This is a genomic window from Rathayibacter sp. AY2B3, from assembly GCF_002931755.1.
Taxonomy (GTDB): domain Bacteria; phylum Actinomycetota; class Actinomycetes; order Actinomycetales; family Microbacteriaceae; genus Rathayibacter.
Genome location: NZ_PSUG01000023.1, coordinates 14,836 through 28,514 on the forward strand (window position 1 = coordinate 14,836; position 13,679 = coordinate 28,514).

A 13,679-nucleotide genomic window follows, 5' to 3' on the forward strand; every position below is an offset into this window, starting at 1 on the left:
CGGACGCGGTGCCGAGCGGAGGGGACCGATCAGTACCAGCCGACCGACTCGGAGTGCGCCCAGGCGCCGCAGGGCGAACCGTAGCGGCCGGAGATGTAACCGAGGCCCCAGGTGATCTGAGTGCTCGCGTTGGTCGCCCAGTCGGCGCCGGCCGTGGCCATCTTGCTGCCGGGGAGCGCCTGCGGGATGCCGTACGCGCCGCTGGATTTGTTCTCGGCGTAGACGTTCCAGCCGGACTCGCGGTTCCAGAGCAGGACGAGGCAGTCGTACTCGCTGTCGGCCCAGCCGCGCTGCACGATCATGTCGTACGCGATGGCCTTCGCCGAGCCGGGATCCGGAGCAGCGGCGCGCTGGACGGGAGCGGCGGTCTCGGCCTCGGCAGAGCCCGACTCCTCCTCGTCGGCCGTTGCGGAGGCGGTCTGCGTCTCGGTGGGGGTGGGCGTCGGGGTGGGAGTGGGCGTCGGCTTCGCCTCGGCGCCGAACGAGTCGCGCTGGACGGTCCGCTCGACGGCGTCCGCGACCACGAGCCGCTGTGCGGAGTCGCCGTTGAAGCGCGCCGGCGCCTGGTAGTACGGGGACGCGACAGCGCCGCTGGAGGGATCGACGACGTTCACCATGGCGAACGCGATCGAGGCCGTGAAGGCCAGCACCGTCACCGGGATCCGAGCCCAGGAGCGCCGCACCGGGGTCTGGTGCGGGACCGCCGGGCGACCGCTGGTGCGGTTCGCGGGCGTGTGGGCGACGGAGGTCTGAGGATGCTGAGCCACGATTACGAAAGCATAACGGACGATGACCTGATCGGCCAGCAGATCCGGCTCCGGTCAGCGGACCGCCAGCATGACGTCGACGACCGTGTCGAGCAGCAGGTCGACCTGCGCCTCGGCGTAGCCTCCGCGCTGCGGGGCGAAGGAGACGGTCCGCACGTCGTCGACGGTCAGCACCGATCCGTCGCGGAAGTAGCCCGAGATCCTGTCGGCGAAGGCGTCGACCTGGCGGATGTTGTAGCCCGTCGTGAGAGCGCCGGCCCGGGTGAAGCGCTCGCGGGGAGCACGGGCCAGCCGGTTCACGATCTCCTGGGCGGTCGCCCGCGCGTCGGCGAGCCACGCCTCCTCGCCCCGGGCCGCGATCGCGTACTGGCGCTCCCGCAGGGCGAAGGCGTCCTCGAGGCGCTCGAGCGCCGCATCGACGTGGGGCGCGGAGTAGCCGCCCTTGCGCAGGGTGAAGGCGGTGTGACGCAGGTCGGCGGCGCGCAGGTCCGCCGGCCCCCCGGAGAGCTGCGAGTAGGCCTCGCGCGCCGACGCGAGGAAGGAGTCGACCTCGGCGGTGTCGTAGCCGGGACGGGACTCGCGGGCTCGGGGGAAGGGAGCGGTCATCCCGACATCATGCCGCGCCGCGCGCCGGGAGCGGAATCGGCACGCCCCGGGAGGCGCCTGCTCAGTGGGCGAAGAGGAAGTAGAGCACGTAGGCCGCGGCGGCCGACGGCAGGATCGAGTCCAGCCGGTCGAGGACTCCCCCGTGGCCGGGCAGCCAGGAGCTCATGTCCTTGATGCCGATGTCGCGCTTGATCAGCGACTCCGCGAGGTCGCCGAGCGTCGCGGTGAGCAGCACCACGACCCCGAACACCGCGCCGACCCACCAGGGCTGGCCCAGCATCAGCAGGGCGAGCAGGACCCCGACGACGATCCCCGCGACGGCCGCACCGGCGAAGCCCTCCCAGGTCTTCTTCGGGCTGATCCGAGGTGCCATCGGGTGCTTGCCCCAGGTGAGTCCGCTCACGTAGGCGCCGGTGTCGACGACGATCACGAGCACCAGGAACGCGAACGCCCAGAGCTGGCCGCCGGGCTCGGCGACGAGGCGGATCGCGAAGGCGCCGAGGAAGGTCGTGTAGCCCTGGACGAACGCGCCGAGGCCGATGTCGAGGGCGAGGTCTCTGCGGCTGGAGGCCGTGCGCCGGAAGAGCTGCTCGCCCAGGCGCCAGATGCCGACGAGGACGGATCCGCCGAGGACCGTGGCCCACGCGGCGCCCAGGCCGCCGTAATAGGCGGCGGGAACGGCGACGACCGCGACGATCCCGGTCGGGATGCGCGGGATGTCGCGGCCGGCGTGACGCAGGGCGTTCGAGAGCTCCAGCGCCGCGAGCAGCACCACCACCCCCGCGAGCACCATGAAGAGCTCCTTGACCAGCAGCAGGCTGACGACCATCGCGCCGCCGCCGAGCAGGCCGATCGCGGTCGCGGACACGAGGTTCCGGCCGCTGCGCGCGGTCAGACGGTCGTTCGTCGCCTCGAGCTGGGCGCGGGTCGCCTCGAGCTGGCGCTCGACGTCGGCCCGGCCCTGCTGGGCACGCGCACGCAGCGCGTCGCGGGTGACCATCCGGGATCCCCGGGCACCCGGGACGTGCGGAGACGGTCTCTTCTCGCCGCCCTCGGGTCCTTCGGGGATCTCGGGCACCGCTACACCTCGAGCAGTTCGGATTCCTTGCGCTTGAGCGCCTCGTCGATCGCGTCGACGTGCTGCTTCGTGAGCGCCTCGAGCTCCTTCTCGCCGCGGGCGAGCTCGTCGTCTCCGACGTCGCCCTTCAGCGCGTCGAGGTCGTCCTTGCCCTTGCGGCGGATGTTGCGCACCGCGATCTTGGCGTCCTCGGCCTTGGTGCGGACGATCTTGACGAACTCCTTGCGGCGCTCGGCGGTGAGCTCGGGCAGAGTCACGCGGATGATCGTGCCGTCGTTGGTCGGGTTGGCGCCGAGGTTCGGCATGTCCCGGATGGCCTGCTCGATGTCGCGCAGCGAGCCCTTGTCGTAGGGCGTCAGGACGAGCGTGCGGGCCTCCTGGTTCTGCATCGAGGCGAGCTGGGACAGCGGCGTCGGGGTGCCGTAGTAGCTCACCAGCACCTTCTGGAACATGCCGGGGTTCGCGCGTCCGGTGCGGACCGTGGAGAAGTCCTCCTTGGCGACCTCGACGGCCTTGCCCATCTTGGTCTTCGCGTCGGCCAGTACATCCGAGATCACAGGGAGCTCCTTAAGAGAGGGAAGTGGTCAGTCTAGTTCGAGACGAGCGTGCCGAGCTCGGCGCCGCGGATGGCCTTCGCGACGTTGCCCGAGGGCTCCATGCCGAAGACCTGCATCGGCATGCCGTTGTCCATGCAGAGGCTGAACGCGGTGGAGTCGACCACCTTGAGGCCCCGCTGGAGCGCCTCCTGGTAGGTCAGCGCGTCGAGCTTCTTCGCGTCGGGGTTCGTCCGCGGGTCGGCGTCGTACACGCCGTCCACGCCGTTCTTGGCGACGAGGACCACGTCGGCGTGTGTCTCGAGCGCGCGCTGCGCGGCGACCGTGTCGGTCGAGAAGTAAGGGAGTCCGGCGCCGGCGCCGAAGATGACGACGCGGCCCTTCTCCATGTGCCGGATCGCCCGGCGGGGGATGTAGGGCTCCGCGACCTGCGTCATCGCGATCGCGGACTGCACGCGCGTCTCGGCGCCCGCCTGCTCGAGGAAGTCCTGGAGGGCGAGGGCGTTCATCACCGTGCCCAGCATGCCCATGTAGTCGGCCCGGCCGCGGTCCATGCCGCGCTGCGAGAGCTCGGCTCCGCGGAAGAAGTTGCCGCCGCCGACGACCACCGAGATCTCCACCTCGGTCGCGGCATCGGCGATCTCGCGCGCCAGAGCGCTGATCACATCCGGGTTCACGCCGAGCGTGCCGGCTCCGAACGCCTCCCCCGACAGCTTCAGAAGCACCCTGCGGCGCTTGCCCGTCGTCATCGCATCCGTCTCCGTCATGGACGTTTCCTCCCGTAGACCCGTACAAACCTATCCCGCGCGGAGCGGGCCCCGCGACCACGCCCGGGGCCGCGCCGGGCAGAACGAAGGGAGCCCGGGTCGACTGAACGACCCGGACTCCCCCCTGCAGTGCTGTTAGGCGCCGACCTTGAAGCGGGCGAAGCCCGACACGGTCAGGCCCGCGTCGCTCAGGACCTTGCTGACGGACAGCTTGTTGTCCTTCGCGTAATCCTGGTCGAGCAGGGCGACCTGCTTGAAGTACGCGTTCACGCGTCCCTCGATGATCTTCGGCAGGGCGGCCTCGGGCTTGCCCTCGCCGCGCGAGATCTCCTCGACGATGCGGCGCTCGTTGTCGACCTCGGACTGCGGCACGTCCTCGCGCGAGAGGTAGGACGGGTTCGCGAACGAGATGTGCTGGGCGACGGAGCGCGCGGTCTCGGCGTCCTCGCCCGCGTAGCCGACGACCACGCCGACCTGCGGGGGCAGGTCCTTGTTGGTCTTGTGGAGGTAGATCGCGAAGTGCTCGCCCGAGACGGAGGCCACGCGACGCAGCTCCACCTTCTCGCCGAGGATCGCGGCCTCGTCGTTGATGAGGTCGGCGACGGTCTTGCCGTCGGCGGGGGCCGCGAGTGCCTCCTCGACCGTGGTGGAGCCGGCGGCGACGACCGCGGCGAGCACGGCGTCGGCGAGGGCGATGAACTTCGTGCCCTTGGCGACGAAGTCGGTCTCGCAGGCGAGCTCGATCATCGTGGCGACGCCGTCCTTCTCGGCGGCGGCGACGAGGCCCTCGCTCGTGGAGCGGTCGGCGCGCTTCGCGTTGCCCTTGGCGCCCTTGAGGCGGAGGATCTCGACCGCCTTGTCCAGGTCGCCGTCGGCCTCGACGAGCGCGTTCTTCGTGTCGACCATGCCGGTACCGAGCTGCTCGCGCAGCGTCTTGACGTCAGCGAGGCTGAAATTTGCCATGTTCTCGGAACTCCTCTTGGTTCGGAAACCCTGTGGCGCCGTCACTCGCGGCGGCGGGCTCACGAAAGGAGCCCAGCACGCCGAGGTGACGGCGGTTCTTACTCGTGGTGAACGTGCACCGACCGAGCGGGGGCCGGACGACCGCGGGCGCGGCGTCCGACCCCCGTCACGGAACGGGGTGTCAGGCGGTGGCGGTCTCGTCGGTCGAGGTCGCGGTGGCCTCGGCCTCGTCGGTCGAGGTCGCGGCGGTGTCGGCCTCGGGGGCCTCCTCCGCGGCGGGGGTCTCGGCCTCGACGACGGCCTCGTCGGCGGTCTCGGCCTCGGCGTCGGCGACCTTCTCGGTCTCCGCGCCGGCCTGCTCGTTCGGCTCCTGCACGTCGGCGGCGGGCGCACCGGTGGAGAGCAGCTCCTGCTCCCACTCGGCCAGCGGCTCGACGGCGGAGACGTTGCCCTCGGCCTCGGGCTTCTGGTGGCGCTGGATGAGGCCCTCGGCCGCGGCGTCGGCGACGATGCGGGTGAGCAGGCTCACCGAGCGGATCGCGTCGTCGTTGCCCGGGATCGGGTACTGGACCTCGTCCGGGTCGCAGTTCGTGTCGAGGATGCCGATGACCGGGATGCCCAGCTTCTTGGCCTCGTCGATCGCGAGGTGCTCCTTCTTGGTGTCGACGACCCAGAGGGCCGACGGCGTCTTCGAGAGGTTGCGGATGCCGCCGAGCGACTTGTGCAGCTTGTCGAGCTCGCGCTTCTTGATGAGGAGCTCCTTCTTGGTGAAGCCGCTCTTCGACGTGTCGTCGAAGTCGAGCTCCTCCAGCTCCTTCATGCGGGCGAGGCGCTTCGAGACCGTCTGGAAGTTGGTCAGGAGGCCGCCGAGCCAGCGCTGGTTCACGTAGGGCTGGCCGACGCGGGTCGCCTGCTCCGAGATCGCGTTCTGCGCCTGCTTCTTGGTGCCGACGAAGAGGATGGTGCCGCCGTGGGCGACCGTCTCCTTGACGAAGTCGTAGGTCTTGTCGATGTAGGCCAGCGACTGCTGGAGGTCGATGATGTAGCTGCCCGAGCGCTCGGTCAGGATGAAGCGCTTCATCTTCGGGTTCCAGCGACGGGTCTGGTGCCCGAAGTGGACGCCGCTGTCGAGCAGCTGGCGCATGGTGACGACTGCCATGAGTCGTTCTCCTTGTCTCGGGGCCCGGGCGCACGACGGCGCCGAACTCCCGTTCGGTTGTCTGCGACGGCCGGTCGGCACGTCGCCCTGGCGCCCGGCGCACTCCCGCCCCGGCCGCGTGAGCGGAGAGGGACCGTGGGGAGCGGAGGCCGAATGGGCGCGCGTAGTCACCCCGACGAGCGAGGTGCTCCGTGGAGTCTAGCACCAGGACGGCCGCCTCTCCCGCTGCTGCGGGAGGGCGGCCGTCGGGGCACGGGAGGCCGGTGCTACTTGCGCGCCGACTTCATCACGGTGCGGATGTGCAGGGTGTCCATCTCCTCCAGCGAGCGGCCCTTGGTCTCGGGCACGAACATGAAGACGAAGACGAACGAGATCGCCGCGAAGGCGGCGTAGAGGCCGTAGGCGAGGGTGAGCGACACGTCCTGCGAGAGGATCGGGAAGGTCACCGTGATGGCGAAGTTCGCGATCCACTGGGCCGAGGCGGCGAGGCCGAGCGCGGCCGCGCGGATCCGGTTCGGGAAGATCTCGCCGAGGAGGACCCACACCAGCGGGCCCCAGGTCGCGCCGAAGAAGACGACGAACGCGTTCGCCGAGACGAGGGCGATCGGCCCCCAGGCGCCGGGCAGCGAGACGTCCTCGCCGCTGATCGTCGACTGGCTGAAGGCGATGGCCATCAGCGCGAGCGAGACCGCCATGCCGGCCGAGCCGACCAGCAGCAGCGGCTTCCGGCCGACCTTGTCGACCAGGAAGATCGCCACGAAGGTGACGACGACGTTCACGACCGAGGTGAAGACCGAGATCGCGAAGGAGTTGGACTCGTCGAATCCGACCGCGCTCCACAGAGAGGTGGAGTAGTAGAAGATCACGTTGATGCCCACGAACTGCTGGAACACCGACAGCAGGATGCCGACCCAGACCACCGGGAGCAGGCCGAGCGCGGGGCCGCGGAGGCTGGAGCGCTTCGCGTTCTCGGAGTCCTCGTCGATCTTCTTCTGGATGTCCGCGAGGGCCTCGTCGACCTCGTCGCGCGGCGTGACCGTCGCGAGGACCGCGCGGGCGTCCTCGGAGCGGCCCCGGGTGGCGAGGTAGCGGGGCGACTCCGGCAGCGTGAGCGCCAGGAGACCGTAGATCACGGCGGGCACGGCGCAGGCGATGAACATCCAGCGCCAGGCGGCGACGCCGAACCAGAAGGGCTCGGAGGCGCCGTCCGCGCCGTTCGCGATGAGGGTGTCCGAGAGCAGTGCGGCGAAGATGCCGAGCGTGATCGCCAGCTGCTGCAGCGACGCGAGGGCTCCGCGGATGGCCTTGGGCGCGATCTCCGAGATGTAGGTCGGAGCGATCACGGAGGCGATGCCGATTCCGAGGCCGCCGACCACGCGCCAGAGCACGAGGTCCCAGACCGCGAACGCCGCGCCTGCGCCGATGGAGGAGATGAAGAAGAGCCCGGCGCCGAGCAGCATGACCTTGATGCGGCCCCAGCGGTCGGCCAGGCGGCCCGCAAGGTACGCACCGAGCGCGCAGCCGAGCAGGGCGGAGGCGACGGCGAAGCCGATCAGGGCGGCCGAGAGCTGGAACTCGCCCTGCACCGCCTCCACGGCACCGTTCACCACCGACGAGTCGAAGCCGAAGAGGAAGCCGCCGACCGCCGCCGCGATCGCGAGGCCGATCACCTTCCTCTTCAGCTTCGCCGCCGAGGGGTTCGGGATGTCCGCTCTCCCGCTGGTCGTGTCAGATCGTCCGCTGGTCATGGTCGTCTCCGATTCTCGCGGCCGGTGGGGGCGGGGTGCCGCTCCCGAGCCGGATCACCGGCACGCTACTCCTCTCCGAGGGACCGCCGGGACGGGTTGCGCTCTCCCCCTGCCGGATGTCCTCCCTCCACAGCCGGGCCGGTAGTGCTCTCCTCCCCTGATCCGCTCTGCCGACCACCGGTCCTGACTCGGCTCCGGGAGGGTGGCCGCATGCTCCGATCCCCGCTCCTGCGCCCGGGCGTGTTCGCCCTCGCCGCTCTGCTCGTCGGGGCGCCCCTCGGCGCCTCGCCCTCCGGCACCTCGTCTCCCGGCCGGTCCGACCCGCGGTGGACCCCGCCCGTCGCGGGCTTCTCCGTCGTGGAGCCGTGGGGCGCACCGGCCCACCGCTACGCCCCCGGGCACCGCGGGATCGACCTCGCGGCAGCGGTCGGGCAGCCCGTGGTCGCGGTTGCGGCGGGCACCGTGTCGTTCTCGGGCAGGGTGGTCGACCGGTCCGTGGTGAGCATCGTGCACGCCGACGGACTGGTCTCGACGGTCGAGCCGGTCGACGGATCGGTGCGGGCGGGGCAGGTCCTCACTGCGGGCCAGCCCGTCGGAGCAGTGGGTGCGGGCGGCCACTGCGACGGGAGGTGCGTGCACCTCGGCGTCCGCGAGGGCGGCGACTACGTCTCGCCGATGCGGTTCTTCGGCGGGATCTCCCGGGCGGTGCTGCTGCCGCTGGACGAGGTGGAGCAGGGTGGGGAGCGCGTGACGCAGAAGGCTGCGTCCAGCGACTCGCGGATCCGGTCAGGCGCGGGGGTGGGCGAGGCGGTACGCGTCGCGGACGCGCTCGGTCGAGACGTGGGTGTAGATCTGCGTGGTGCCCAGGCTCGCGTGGCCGAGCAGCTCCTGGACGGCGCGGAGGTCGGCTCCCCCGTCGAGCAGGTGGGTCGCCGCGGTGTGGCGGAGGGTGTGCGGGCCGGACGGGCCGGAGCCCTGCCCGCCGTCGAGCAGCCTCGCCACGACGCCGTAGACCGTGCGCGGGGTGAGGCGCGCGCCCCGCCGTCCCAGCAGCAGGGCCCGGCTCCCGTCGCCGGTGGCGAGAGCGGGTCGGGCGCGCTCCAGGTAGTCGACGAGCGCCTCCTTCGCGGGCACGCCGAACGGGACGACCCGCTGCTTGGCGCCCTTGCCCGTGACGAGCACGGTGAGGCGGCCGAGGTCGAGGTCGCCCACGTCGACGGCGACCAGCTCCGAGACCCGGATCCCCGAGGCGTAGAGCAGCTCGACGATCGCGAGGTCCCGCAGCGCGACCGGGTCCTCCGTCGCGCCGCGCGCCGCGACCGTGTCGAGCAGCTGCTCCGCCTGCGGGAGCGTCAGGACCCGCGGCAGGGTCCGACCGGACTTGGGCGTCTTGAGGCGTGCGGCGACGTCGATCGGCAGCCGCTCGGTCCGCTGCGCCCACGAGGAGAAGGAGCGGACGGCGGCGGTGCGCCGGGCGAGGGTCGCGCGGGCGATCCCGGACTCGGACTCCCGCCACAGCCAGTCGCGCAGCAGCTCGAGGTCGAGCTCGGCGGTGCGGGGCCGCCCTTTCTCCTCCGCGTGGGTGACGAGACCCGCGAGGTCGGAGCGGTAGCCCTTCGCCGTGGCGGGCGAGAGAGAGCGCTCGTCGAGGACATAGCGGAGGAAGTGCTCGATCGAGTCGGCGAGCGTCTCGCCGGTCATGATCCGTCCGGCATCCGCGACCAGAGGTCGATGCGCCCCTGCTCGTCGAGCCCCTCGAGCCGCTCGATCAGGTCCGTGCCGAACCGAGTCGCGATCGGGGCCGGCGCCGTCGGCACGAACGAGGCGGCCACCGTCTCCGGGTGGACGTGGACGAGCGAGAGGCTCTGCGCCCCGTCGATGCCGGCGAGCTCCCGCTCGGGCGCCCCGAGGTCCATCGTGTAACTGGTGGCGCCGGCGACGAACACGGGCACGCCCGCGAAGGCCGCGGCAGTGGGGTAGTGCAGGTGCCCGCCGAGGATCGCGCGGACGTCGGTGCCGCGCACCACCTCCTCGAGGCGGTCGATCCCCCGCAGCTCGAGCACGGTCATCGCGCCGAGCGGTGTGGGCAGCGGAGGGTGGTGCAGGGCGAGGATCGTCCCGAGCGGCGCCGGCGCGGCGAGTTCGTCCTTCAGCCAGGCCAGCTGGGCGTCGGTGAGATCGCCGTGGTGGAAGCCGGGCACCGCGCTGTCGAGCGCGATGAGCCGGAGCCCGCCGAGGTCGACGACCTGGTCCACGGGTCCCGCGCCCGCCGGGTCCTGGTCGAGGAGCACCCGCCGGAAGGCTCCGCGCTCGTCGTGGTTGCCCATCACCCAGACGATCGGGCAGCCGAACCTCTCGCCCACCGGATCGAGCTGCGCGCGCACGCGCCGGTAGGCGTCCTCCTCGCCGCGGTCCGCGACGTCCCCGGTGACCACGATCGCGTCCAGGCGCCCGCCGCGCTCGGCAAGCCGGCCGACCGCCTGCGCGAGCCGGGCGACCGTGTCGACCTTCCCGTAGAGCGGAGCCCCGTCGGCCAGCAGGTGCGTGTCGCTCAGGTGCGCGATGACCCTGTCGGCCGCGCGGAAGTGCCCGAGCTGCGGGCGCTCCCCGCCGTGTCCTGCTGCCGTGGCGTCCATGCCGCTCCCCTCGCCGATGCCCCCTCAGCGTAGGGCGGACCGCCGACAGCGCCGCGGCGGCGGGGCCGCTCATCCGGGTGACCGCTCCCAGTCCCCGTCCTCGGAGCGGTGGACGCGTCCGTCGGCGAGGAGCGCACCCAGAGCCGACAGCGCCGAATCGAGCGATTCACCGGCGAGGCGGGCGACGGTTGCGGCGTCACAGCCTCCTTCGGAATCGACGACGGCCAGGACTCGCGTCTCAGCCGCGGTCAGCGCTCGGCGCGTTCCGTCCTCGTCACCGACTCCGAGCAGTTCGAGCACGTCCGGCGGCGAGGTGACACAGGTCGCCGCGTATTCGCGGAGGAGCCGGTGGCAGCCGGCGGAGGAGGCGCTGGTGACCGGGCCCGGGACCGCGCCGAGGGGGCGGCCCAGGGCGGCCGCGTGGCCGGCGGTGTTGAGGGAGCCGGAGCGGGCGCCGGCCTCGACGACGACGGTGCCGGCGGTCGAGGCGGCGATGAGGCGGTTGCGCTGCAGGAATCGCCAGCGGGTGGGAGTCGTGCCCGGCGGGACCTCGGTCGCGACGCCGCAGCCGGGGGTGGCGATGATGCGGTGGAGGAGGTCGGCGTGGGCCGTCGGGTAGAGGCGGTCCGCTCCCCCGGCGAGGAACGCGACCGTGCGACCTCCCGAGCCGAGGGCGGCGCGGTGGGCGACGGCGTCGATCCCGAAGGCGCCGCCCGAGACGACCGAGACGCCGCGGGTCGCGACGCCCGCGGCGAGTTCGGCGGCCACGTGCTCGCCGTAGCCGGTCGCAGCGCGTGCGCCGACGAGGGCCAGCCGGTGCGGCGGAGCGAAGGCCGCGGGATCGCCGCGCAGCCAGAGCAGGAGCGGCGCGTGCGGCCCGAGGTCGTCGAGCGACTCGGGCCACTCGGGAGCCCCGGGAAGCAGCAGCCGGGCGCCGAGGCGCTCAGCGATCTCGAGACGGCGGAACAGGAGCCTGCGGTCCAGGCGCGGCCGCCAGCGGGTCAGCCCCGACTGCAGCGCGGCGACCTCGGAGCCGAGCAGCGCGCTCGCCGGGTCACCCTCCTCGGAGGGAGCGCGATGCGGAGGCGCGAGGATCTCCTCCGCGGAGGAGGACGACACGACGTGCGCGAACGCCTCCGCCGGCCCGACCCGCTCGATGAGGAGGGCTGCGACGGAGTCGCCGGGCTCGGTCAGCGAGTTCCAGGCGCATCGAGCGGCGGCGTCCACGAGCTCGCTCCGCGCGCCGTCCGACTCGCCCGTCCTCTCGGCAGCTGACCCCGGATCGGCTGCGCTGCTCGGCAGCAGACGGCGGACGGCATCGAGCTCCGCGGCGTCGAAGAGGGAGTCGGGCCGGATCACGCGGCACCTCCTCGGAGGACGAGCGCGCGTGCCAGGTGGGCTGCGGTCGGCCGGTCGGCCGCGTCGAGGTCCGCGAGAGTCCAGGCCAGCCGCAGGACCCGGTCGTAGCCGCGCATGGTCACCAGACCGCGCTCGAGGGCCCGGTCGAGCGTGCGGGACTCGGCGCTGGTCGGGCGCACCGCGTCCGAGCGCAGCCACGCGCCGGAGACCTCCGAGTTGAGCGTCCACGGAGTGGAGGCGAGGCGGGCGCCGGCCAGGGACCGAGCAGCAGCGACACGGGCGCGGGCCTCGCCCGTCGACATCCCCGGCGAGTCGCGGCGCGCCGCCAGCTGAGCCGCGCTGATGCGGCGGACGGTCAAGCGGATGTCGACGCGGTCGAGCAGCGGGCCGCTGAGCCGCGCCAGGTACCGGCGGCGGACCGCGGGGGCGCAGGTGCAGGTCTCACCGGGAATGCCGAAGCGGCCGCACGGACACGGGTTGGCCGCGAGGACGAGCTGCACCCGCGCGGGGAACTCGGCGACAGCGTTCGCCCGGTGGATGCGGATCACTCCGGACTCGAGCGGCTGGCGCAGCGCGTCGAGCGCGACGGAGGAGAACTCGGGGGCCTCGTCGAGGAACAGCACGCCGCGGGTGGCGCGGGCGACCGCACCGGGACGGATGCGGCCGCTGCCCCCGCCGACGATCGCCGCGGATGAGGCGGAGTGGTGCGGACTCTCGAACGGCGGCCTGCGCACCAGCGCGCCACCGGTCGGCGCTCCGACGAGCGAGCGCATGCAGGTCGCCTCGAACGCGGCGGCGTCGTCGAGATCGGGGAGGATGCCCGGCAGGCGCGAGGCGAGCATCGTCTTCCCGGCGCCGGGAGGCCCGAGCAGGAACACGTGGTGCCCGCCCGCCGCCGCGACCACCATCGCCTCGGCCGCCTCTTCGTTGCCCACCACGTCGGACAGGTCGAGGCGGGCCTCCGGCTCGGCCAGCGTCGCGGGCGGCGGCGCGGCCTCGGGGAGCACCGGCACCTCCCACTCCGCTCCGTGCCAGACGGCGGCCGCCGCCAGCGAGGAGACCGCGATCACCTCGACGCCGTCGACCAGCTCCGCCTCGAGCCGGTCCTCGACGGGGACCATCACACGGCGCCTGCCCTCGCGAGCGGCCGCGAGCACCGCGGGCAGCACGCCCGGGACCGAGCGCAGCCGGCCGTCCAACCCGAGCTCGCCGATGTGGACGACCGCGGCGACCGACTCCGCGTCGACCTCCCGGAGTGACGCGAGAGCGGCCAGCCCGATCGCGAGGTCGAAGGCGGAGCCGTGCTTGGGCATCGCGGCCGGCGAGAGGTTCACCGTGATCTTGTACTCGGCGATCGTGCTGCCGGAGTTGATCGCGGCCGAGCGGACCCGCTCCTTCGCCTGCGCGAGCGCCGCGTCGGGCAGGCCGATGAGCACCATGCCGGGCGTGCCGTCTGCTGAGTGCGCCTCCACTCCGACCACGGCTCCGGCGAAGCCGACGAGGCCGACGGCGGACGTCCTTCCCAGGCCCATCACGCCACCGCCCGCAGGTGCCGGATCTGCGACGGGACTCCCCCGGGCGCGACGATGCCTACCGCGTCGATCCGCAGGTGGCGGGAGCGCTCGTGGTGCTCGTCGGCCCACGCGTAGGCGAGCCGGCGCAGGCGCTGCGCCTTGGCCCGCGTGATGGCCTCGACCGGCAGTCCGAAGCGCGTCGACGAGCGCGTCTTCACCTCCACCACGACCAGTGCTGATCCGTCGCGGGCGACGATGTCGAGCTCGCCCTCGCGGATCCTCCAGTTGCGGTCGAGGATCTCGAATCCGCTGTCTCTCAGGTGCGCCGCCGCGATCTCCTCGCCGCGCCGCCCCAGTTCGTCCTTGTCCATGCGTCCTCCTGCCGGAAGCGTGCAGGAGCAGGCGGGCGCGGCGGAGTGGAGGGTGACGGTTCCGGGGAGAACGTGCCAGATCGACGGCTGTGGAGGGAGGCCGGGCACCGGCAGGACGGCGGACGGCGGCTGCTCGACCTGCACGTGGCGGGACCGG

At 72.5% G+C, this 13,679-nt stretch carries 13 protein-coding genes and 1 pseudogene; 1 reads left to right on the forward strand and 13 read right to left on the reverse strand.

What is annotated here, in order from left to right; genetic code table 11:
• Nucleotides 1–29: 29 nt before the first annotated feature.
• The 8 genes from C5C24_RS09285 to C5C24_RS09320 all read right to left on the reverse strand — a co-directional run bounded on the left by C5C24_RS09285 (nt 30) and on the right by C5C24_RS09320 (nt 7,642).
• Nucleotides 30–767 (reverse strand): lytic transglycosylase domain-containing protein, encoded by a 738-nt coding sequence (locus C5C24_RS09285; RefSeq protein ID WP_258065124.1) that lies wholly within the window; start codon nt 765–767, stop codon nt 30–32.
• A gap of 54 nt (nt 768–821) precedes the next feature.
• On the reverse strand, nt 822–1,373 hold the full coding sequence (locus tag C5C24_RS09290; protein ID WP_104280524.1) for a DivIVA domain-containing protein: 552 nt from the start codon (nt 1,371–1,373) through the stop codon (nt 822–824).
• A 61-nt stretch (nt 1,374–1,434) separates the two neighbouring features.
• The gene (locus C5C24_RS09295; protein ID WP_104304800.1) at nt 1,435–2,373 is read right to left on the reverse strand and encodes a phosphatidate cytidylyltransferase; all 939 of its coding nucleotides are present in this window, start codon (nt 2,371–2,373) and stop codon (nt 1,435–1,437) included.
• 80 nt (nt 2,374–2,453) lie between these two features.
• Nucleotides 2,454–3,008, reverse strand: coding sequence for a ribosome recycling factor (gene frr, locus C5C24_RS09300; RefSeq protein ID WP_104267270.1), 555 nt, complete (start codon nt 3,006–3,008; stop codon nt 2,454–2,456).
• 32 nt (nt 3,009–3,040) lie between these two features.
• Entirely contained in the window at nt 3,041–3,754 is a 714-nt protein-coding gene (gene pyrH, locus C5C24_RS09305) for a UMP kinase (protein ID WP_374952923.1), read from the reverse strand.
• A gap of 153 nt (nt 3,755–3,907) precedes the next feature.
• Nucleotides 3,908–4,735 carry a translation elongation factor Ts gene (gene tsf / locus C5C24_RS09310; RefSeq protein WP_104223895.1) on the reverse strand — a complete coding sequence of 276 codons (828 nt, stop codon included), beginning with the start codon at nt 4,733–4,735 and terminating at the stop codon, nt 3,908–3,910.
• Nucleotides 4,736–4,916: 181 nt separating this feature from the next.
• Nucleotides 4,917–5,894: a 30S ribosomal protein S2 gene (gene rpsB, locus C5C24_RS09315; RefSeq protein WP_104276000.1), complete on the reverse strand. Its 978-nt coding sequence runs from the start codon at nt 5,892–5,894 to the stop codon at nt 4,917–4,919.
• A 266-nt stretch (nt 5,895–6,160) separates the two neighbouring features.
• Complete coding sequence (locus C5C24_RS09320; RefSeq protein WP_104223897.1) at nt 6,161–7,642, reverse strand: sugar porter family MFS transporter; 1,482 nt, start codon at nt 7,640–7,642, stop codon at nt 6,161–6,163.
• Nucleotides 7,643–7,852: 210 nt separating this feature from the next.
• Here C5C24_RS09320 and C5C24_RS18635 point away from each other — a divergent pair.
• Nucleotides 7,853–8,305, forward strand: a pseudogene (locus tag C5C24_RS18635) (murein hydrolase activator EnvC family protein); the annotation flags it as partial.
• A gap of 123 nt (nt 8,306–8,428) precedes the next feature.
• On the opposite strand, the gene C5C24_RS09330 reads toward C5C24_RS18635, so the two are convergent.
• The 5 genes from C5C24_RS09330 to C5C24_RS09350 form a co-directional block, all read right to left on the reverse strand.
• Entirely contained in the window at nt 8,429–9,343 is a 915-nt protein-coding gene (locus tag C5C24_RS09330) for a tyrosine recombinase XerC (RefSeq protein WP_104304801.1), read from the reverse strand.
• On the reverse strand, nt 9,340–10,278 hold the full coding sequence (locus C5C24_RS09335) for a phosphodiesterase (protein ID WP_104275997.1): 939 nt from the start codon (nt 10,276–10,278) through the stop codon (nt 9,340–9,342). Before C5C24_RS09335 ends, C5C24_RS09330 begins: the two co-directional genes overlap by 4 nt.
• Nucleotides 10,279–10,347: 69 nt before the next feature.
• Nucleotides 10,348–11,637 (reverse strand): DNA-processing protein DprA, encoded by a 1,290-nt coding sequence (dprA, locus tag C5C24_RS09340; RefSeq protein ID WP_104275996.1) that lies wholly within the window; start codon nt 11,635–11,637, stop codon nt 10,348–10,350.
• On the reverse strand, nt 11,634–13,169 hold the full coding sequence (locus tag C5C24_RS09345) for a YifB family Mg chelatase-like AAA ATPase (RefSeq protein WP_104276077.1): 1,536 nt from the start codon (nt 13,167–13,169) through the stop codon (nt 11,634–11,636). Before C5C24_RS09345 ends, dprA begins: the two co-directional genes overlap by 4 nt.
• On the reverse strand, nt 13,169–13,522 hold the full coding sequence (locus C5C24_RS09350; RefSeq protein WP_104275995.1) for a YraN family protein: 354 nt from the start codon (nt 13,520–13,522) through the stop codon (nt 13,169–13,171). The genes C5C24_RS09345 and C5C24_RS09350 overlap by 1 nt, the downstream gene beginning before the upstream one ends.
• Between the last annotated feature and the right edge of the window lie 157 nt (nt 13,523–13,679).

Bases quoted from the DNA above. Each gene is read 5' to 3' on its own strand.
- pyrH (WP_374952923.1), bottom strand. From the start codon at position 3,754: ATGACGACGGGCAAGCGCCGCAGGGTGCTTCTGAAGCTGTCGGGGGAG.
- C5C24_RS09290 (WP_104280524.1), bottom strand. From the start codon at position 1,373: ATGACCGCTCCCTTCCCCCGAGCCCGCGAGTCCCGTCCCGGCTACGAC.
- rpsB (WP_104276000.1), bottom strand. From the start codon at position 5,894: ATGGCAGTCGTCACCATGCGCCAGCTGCTCGACAGCGGCGTCCACTTC.
- C5C24_RS09335 (WP_104275997.1), bottom strand. From the start codon at position 10,278: ATGGACGCCACGGCAGCAGGACACGGCGGGGAGCGCCCGCAGCTCGGG.
- C5C24_RS09350 (WP_104275995.1), bottom strand. From the start codon at position 13,522: ATGGACAAGGACGAACTGGGGCGGCGCGGCGAGGAGATCGCGGCGGCG.
- C5C24_RS09345 (WP_104276077.1), bottom strand. From the start codon at position 13,169: ATGGGCCTGGGAAGGACGTCCGCCGTCGGCCTCGTCGGCTTCGCCGGA.
- C5C24_RS09320 (WP_104223897.1), bottom strand. From the start codon at position 7,642: ATGACCAGCGGACGATCTGACACGACCAGCGGGAGAGCGGACATCCCG.
- tsf (WP_104223895.1), bottom strand. From the start codon at position 4,735: ATGGCAAATTTCAGCCTCGCTGACGTCAAGACGCTGCGCGAGCAGCTC.
- C5C24_RS09295 (WP_104304800.1), bottom strand. From the start codon at position 2,373: ATGGTCACCCGCGACGCGCTGCGTGCGCGTGCCCAGCAGGGCCGGGCC.
- C5C24_RS09330 (WP_104304801.1), bottom strand. From the start codon at position 9,343: ATGACCGGCGAGACGCTCGCCGACTCGATCGAGCACTTCCTCCGCTAT.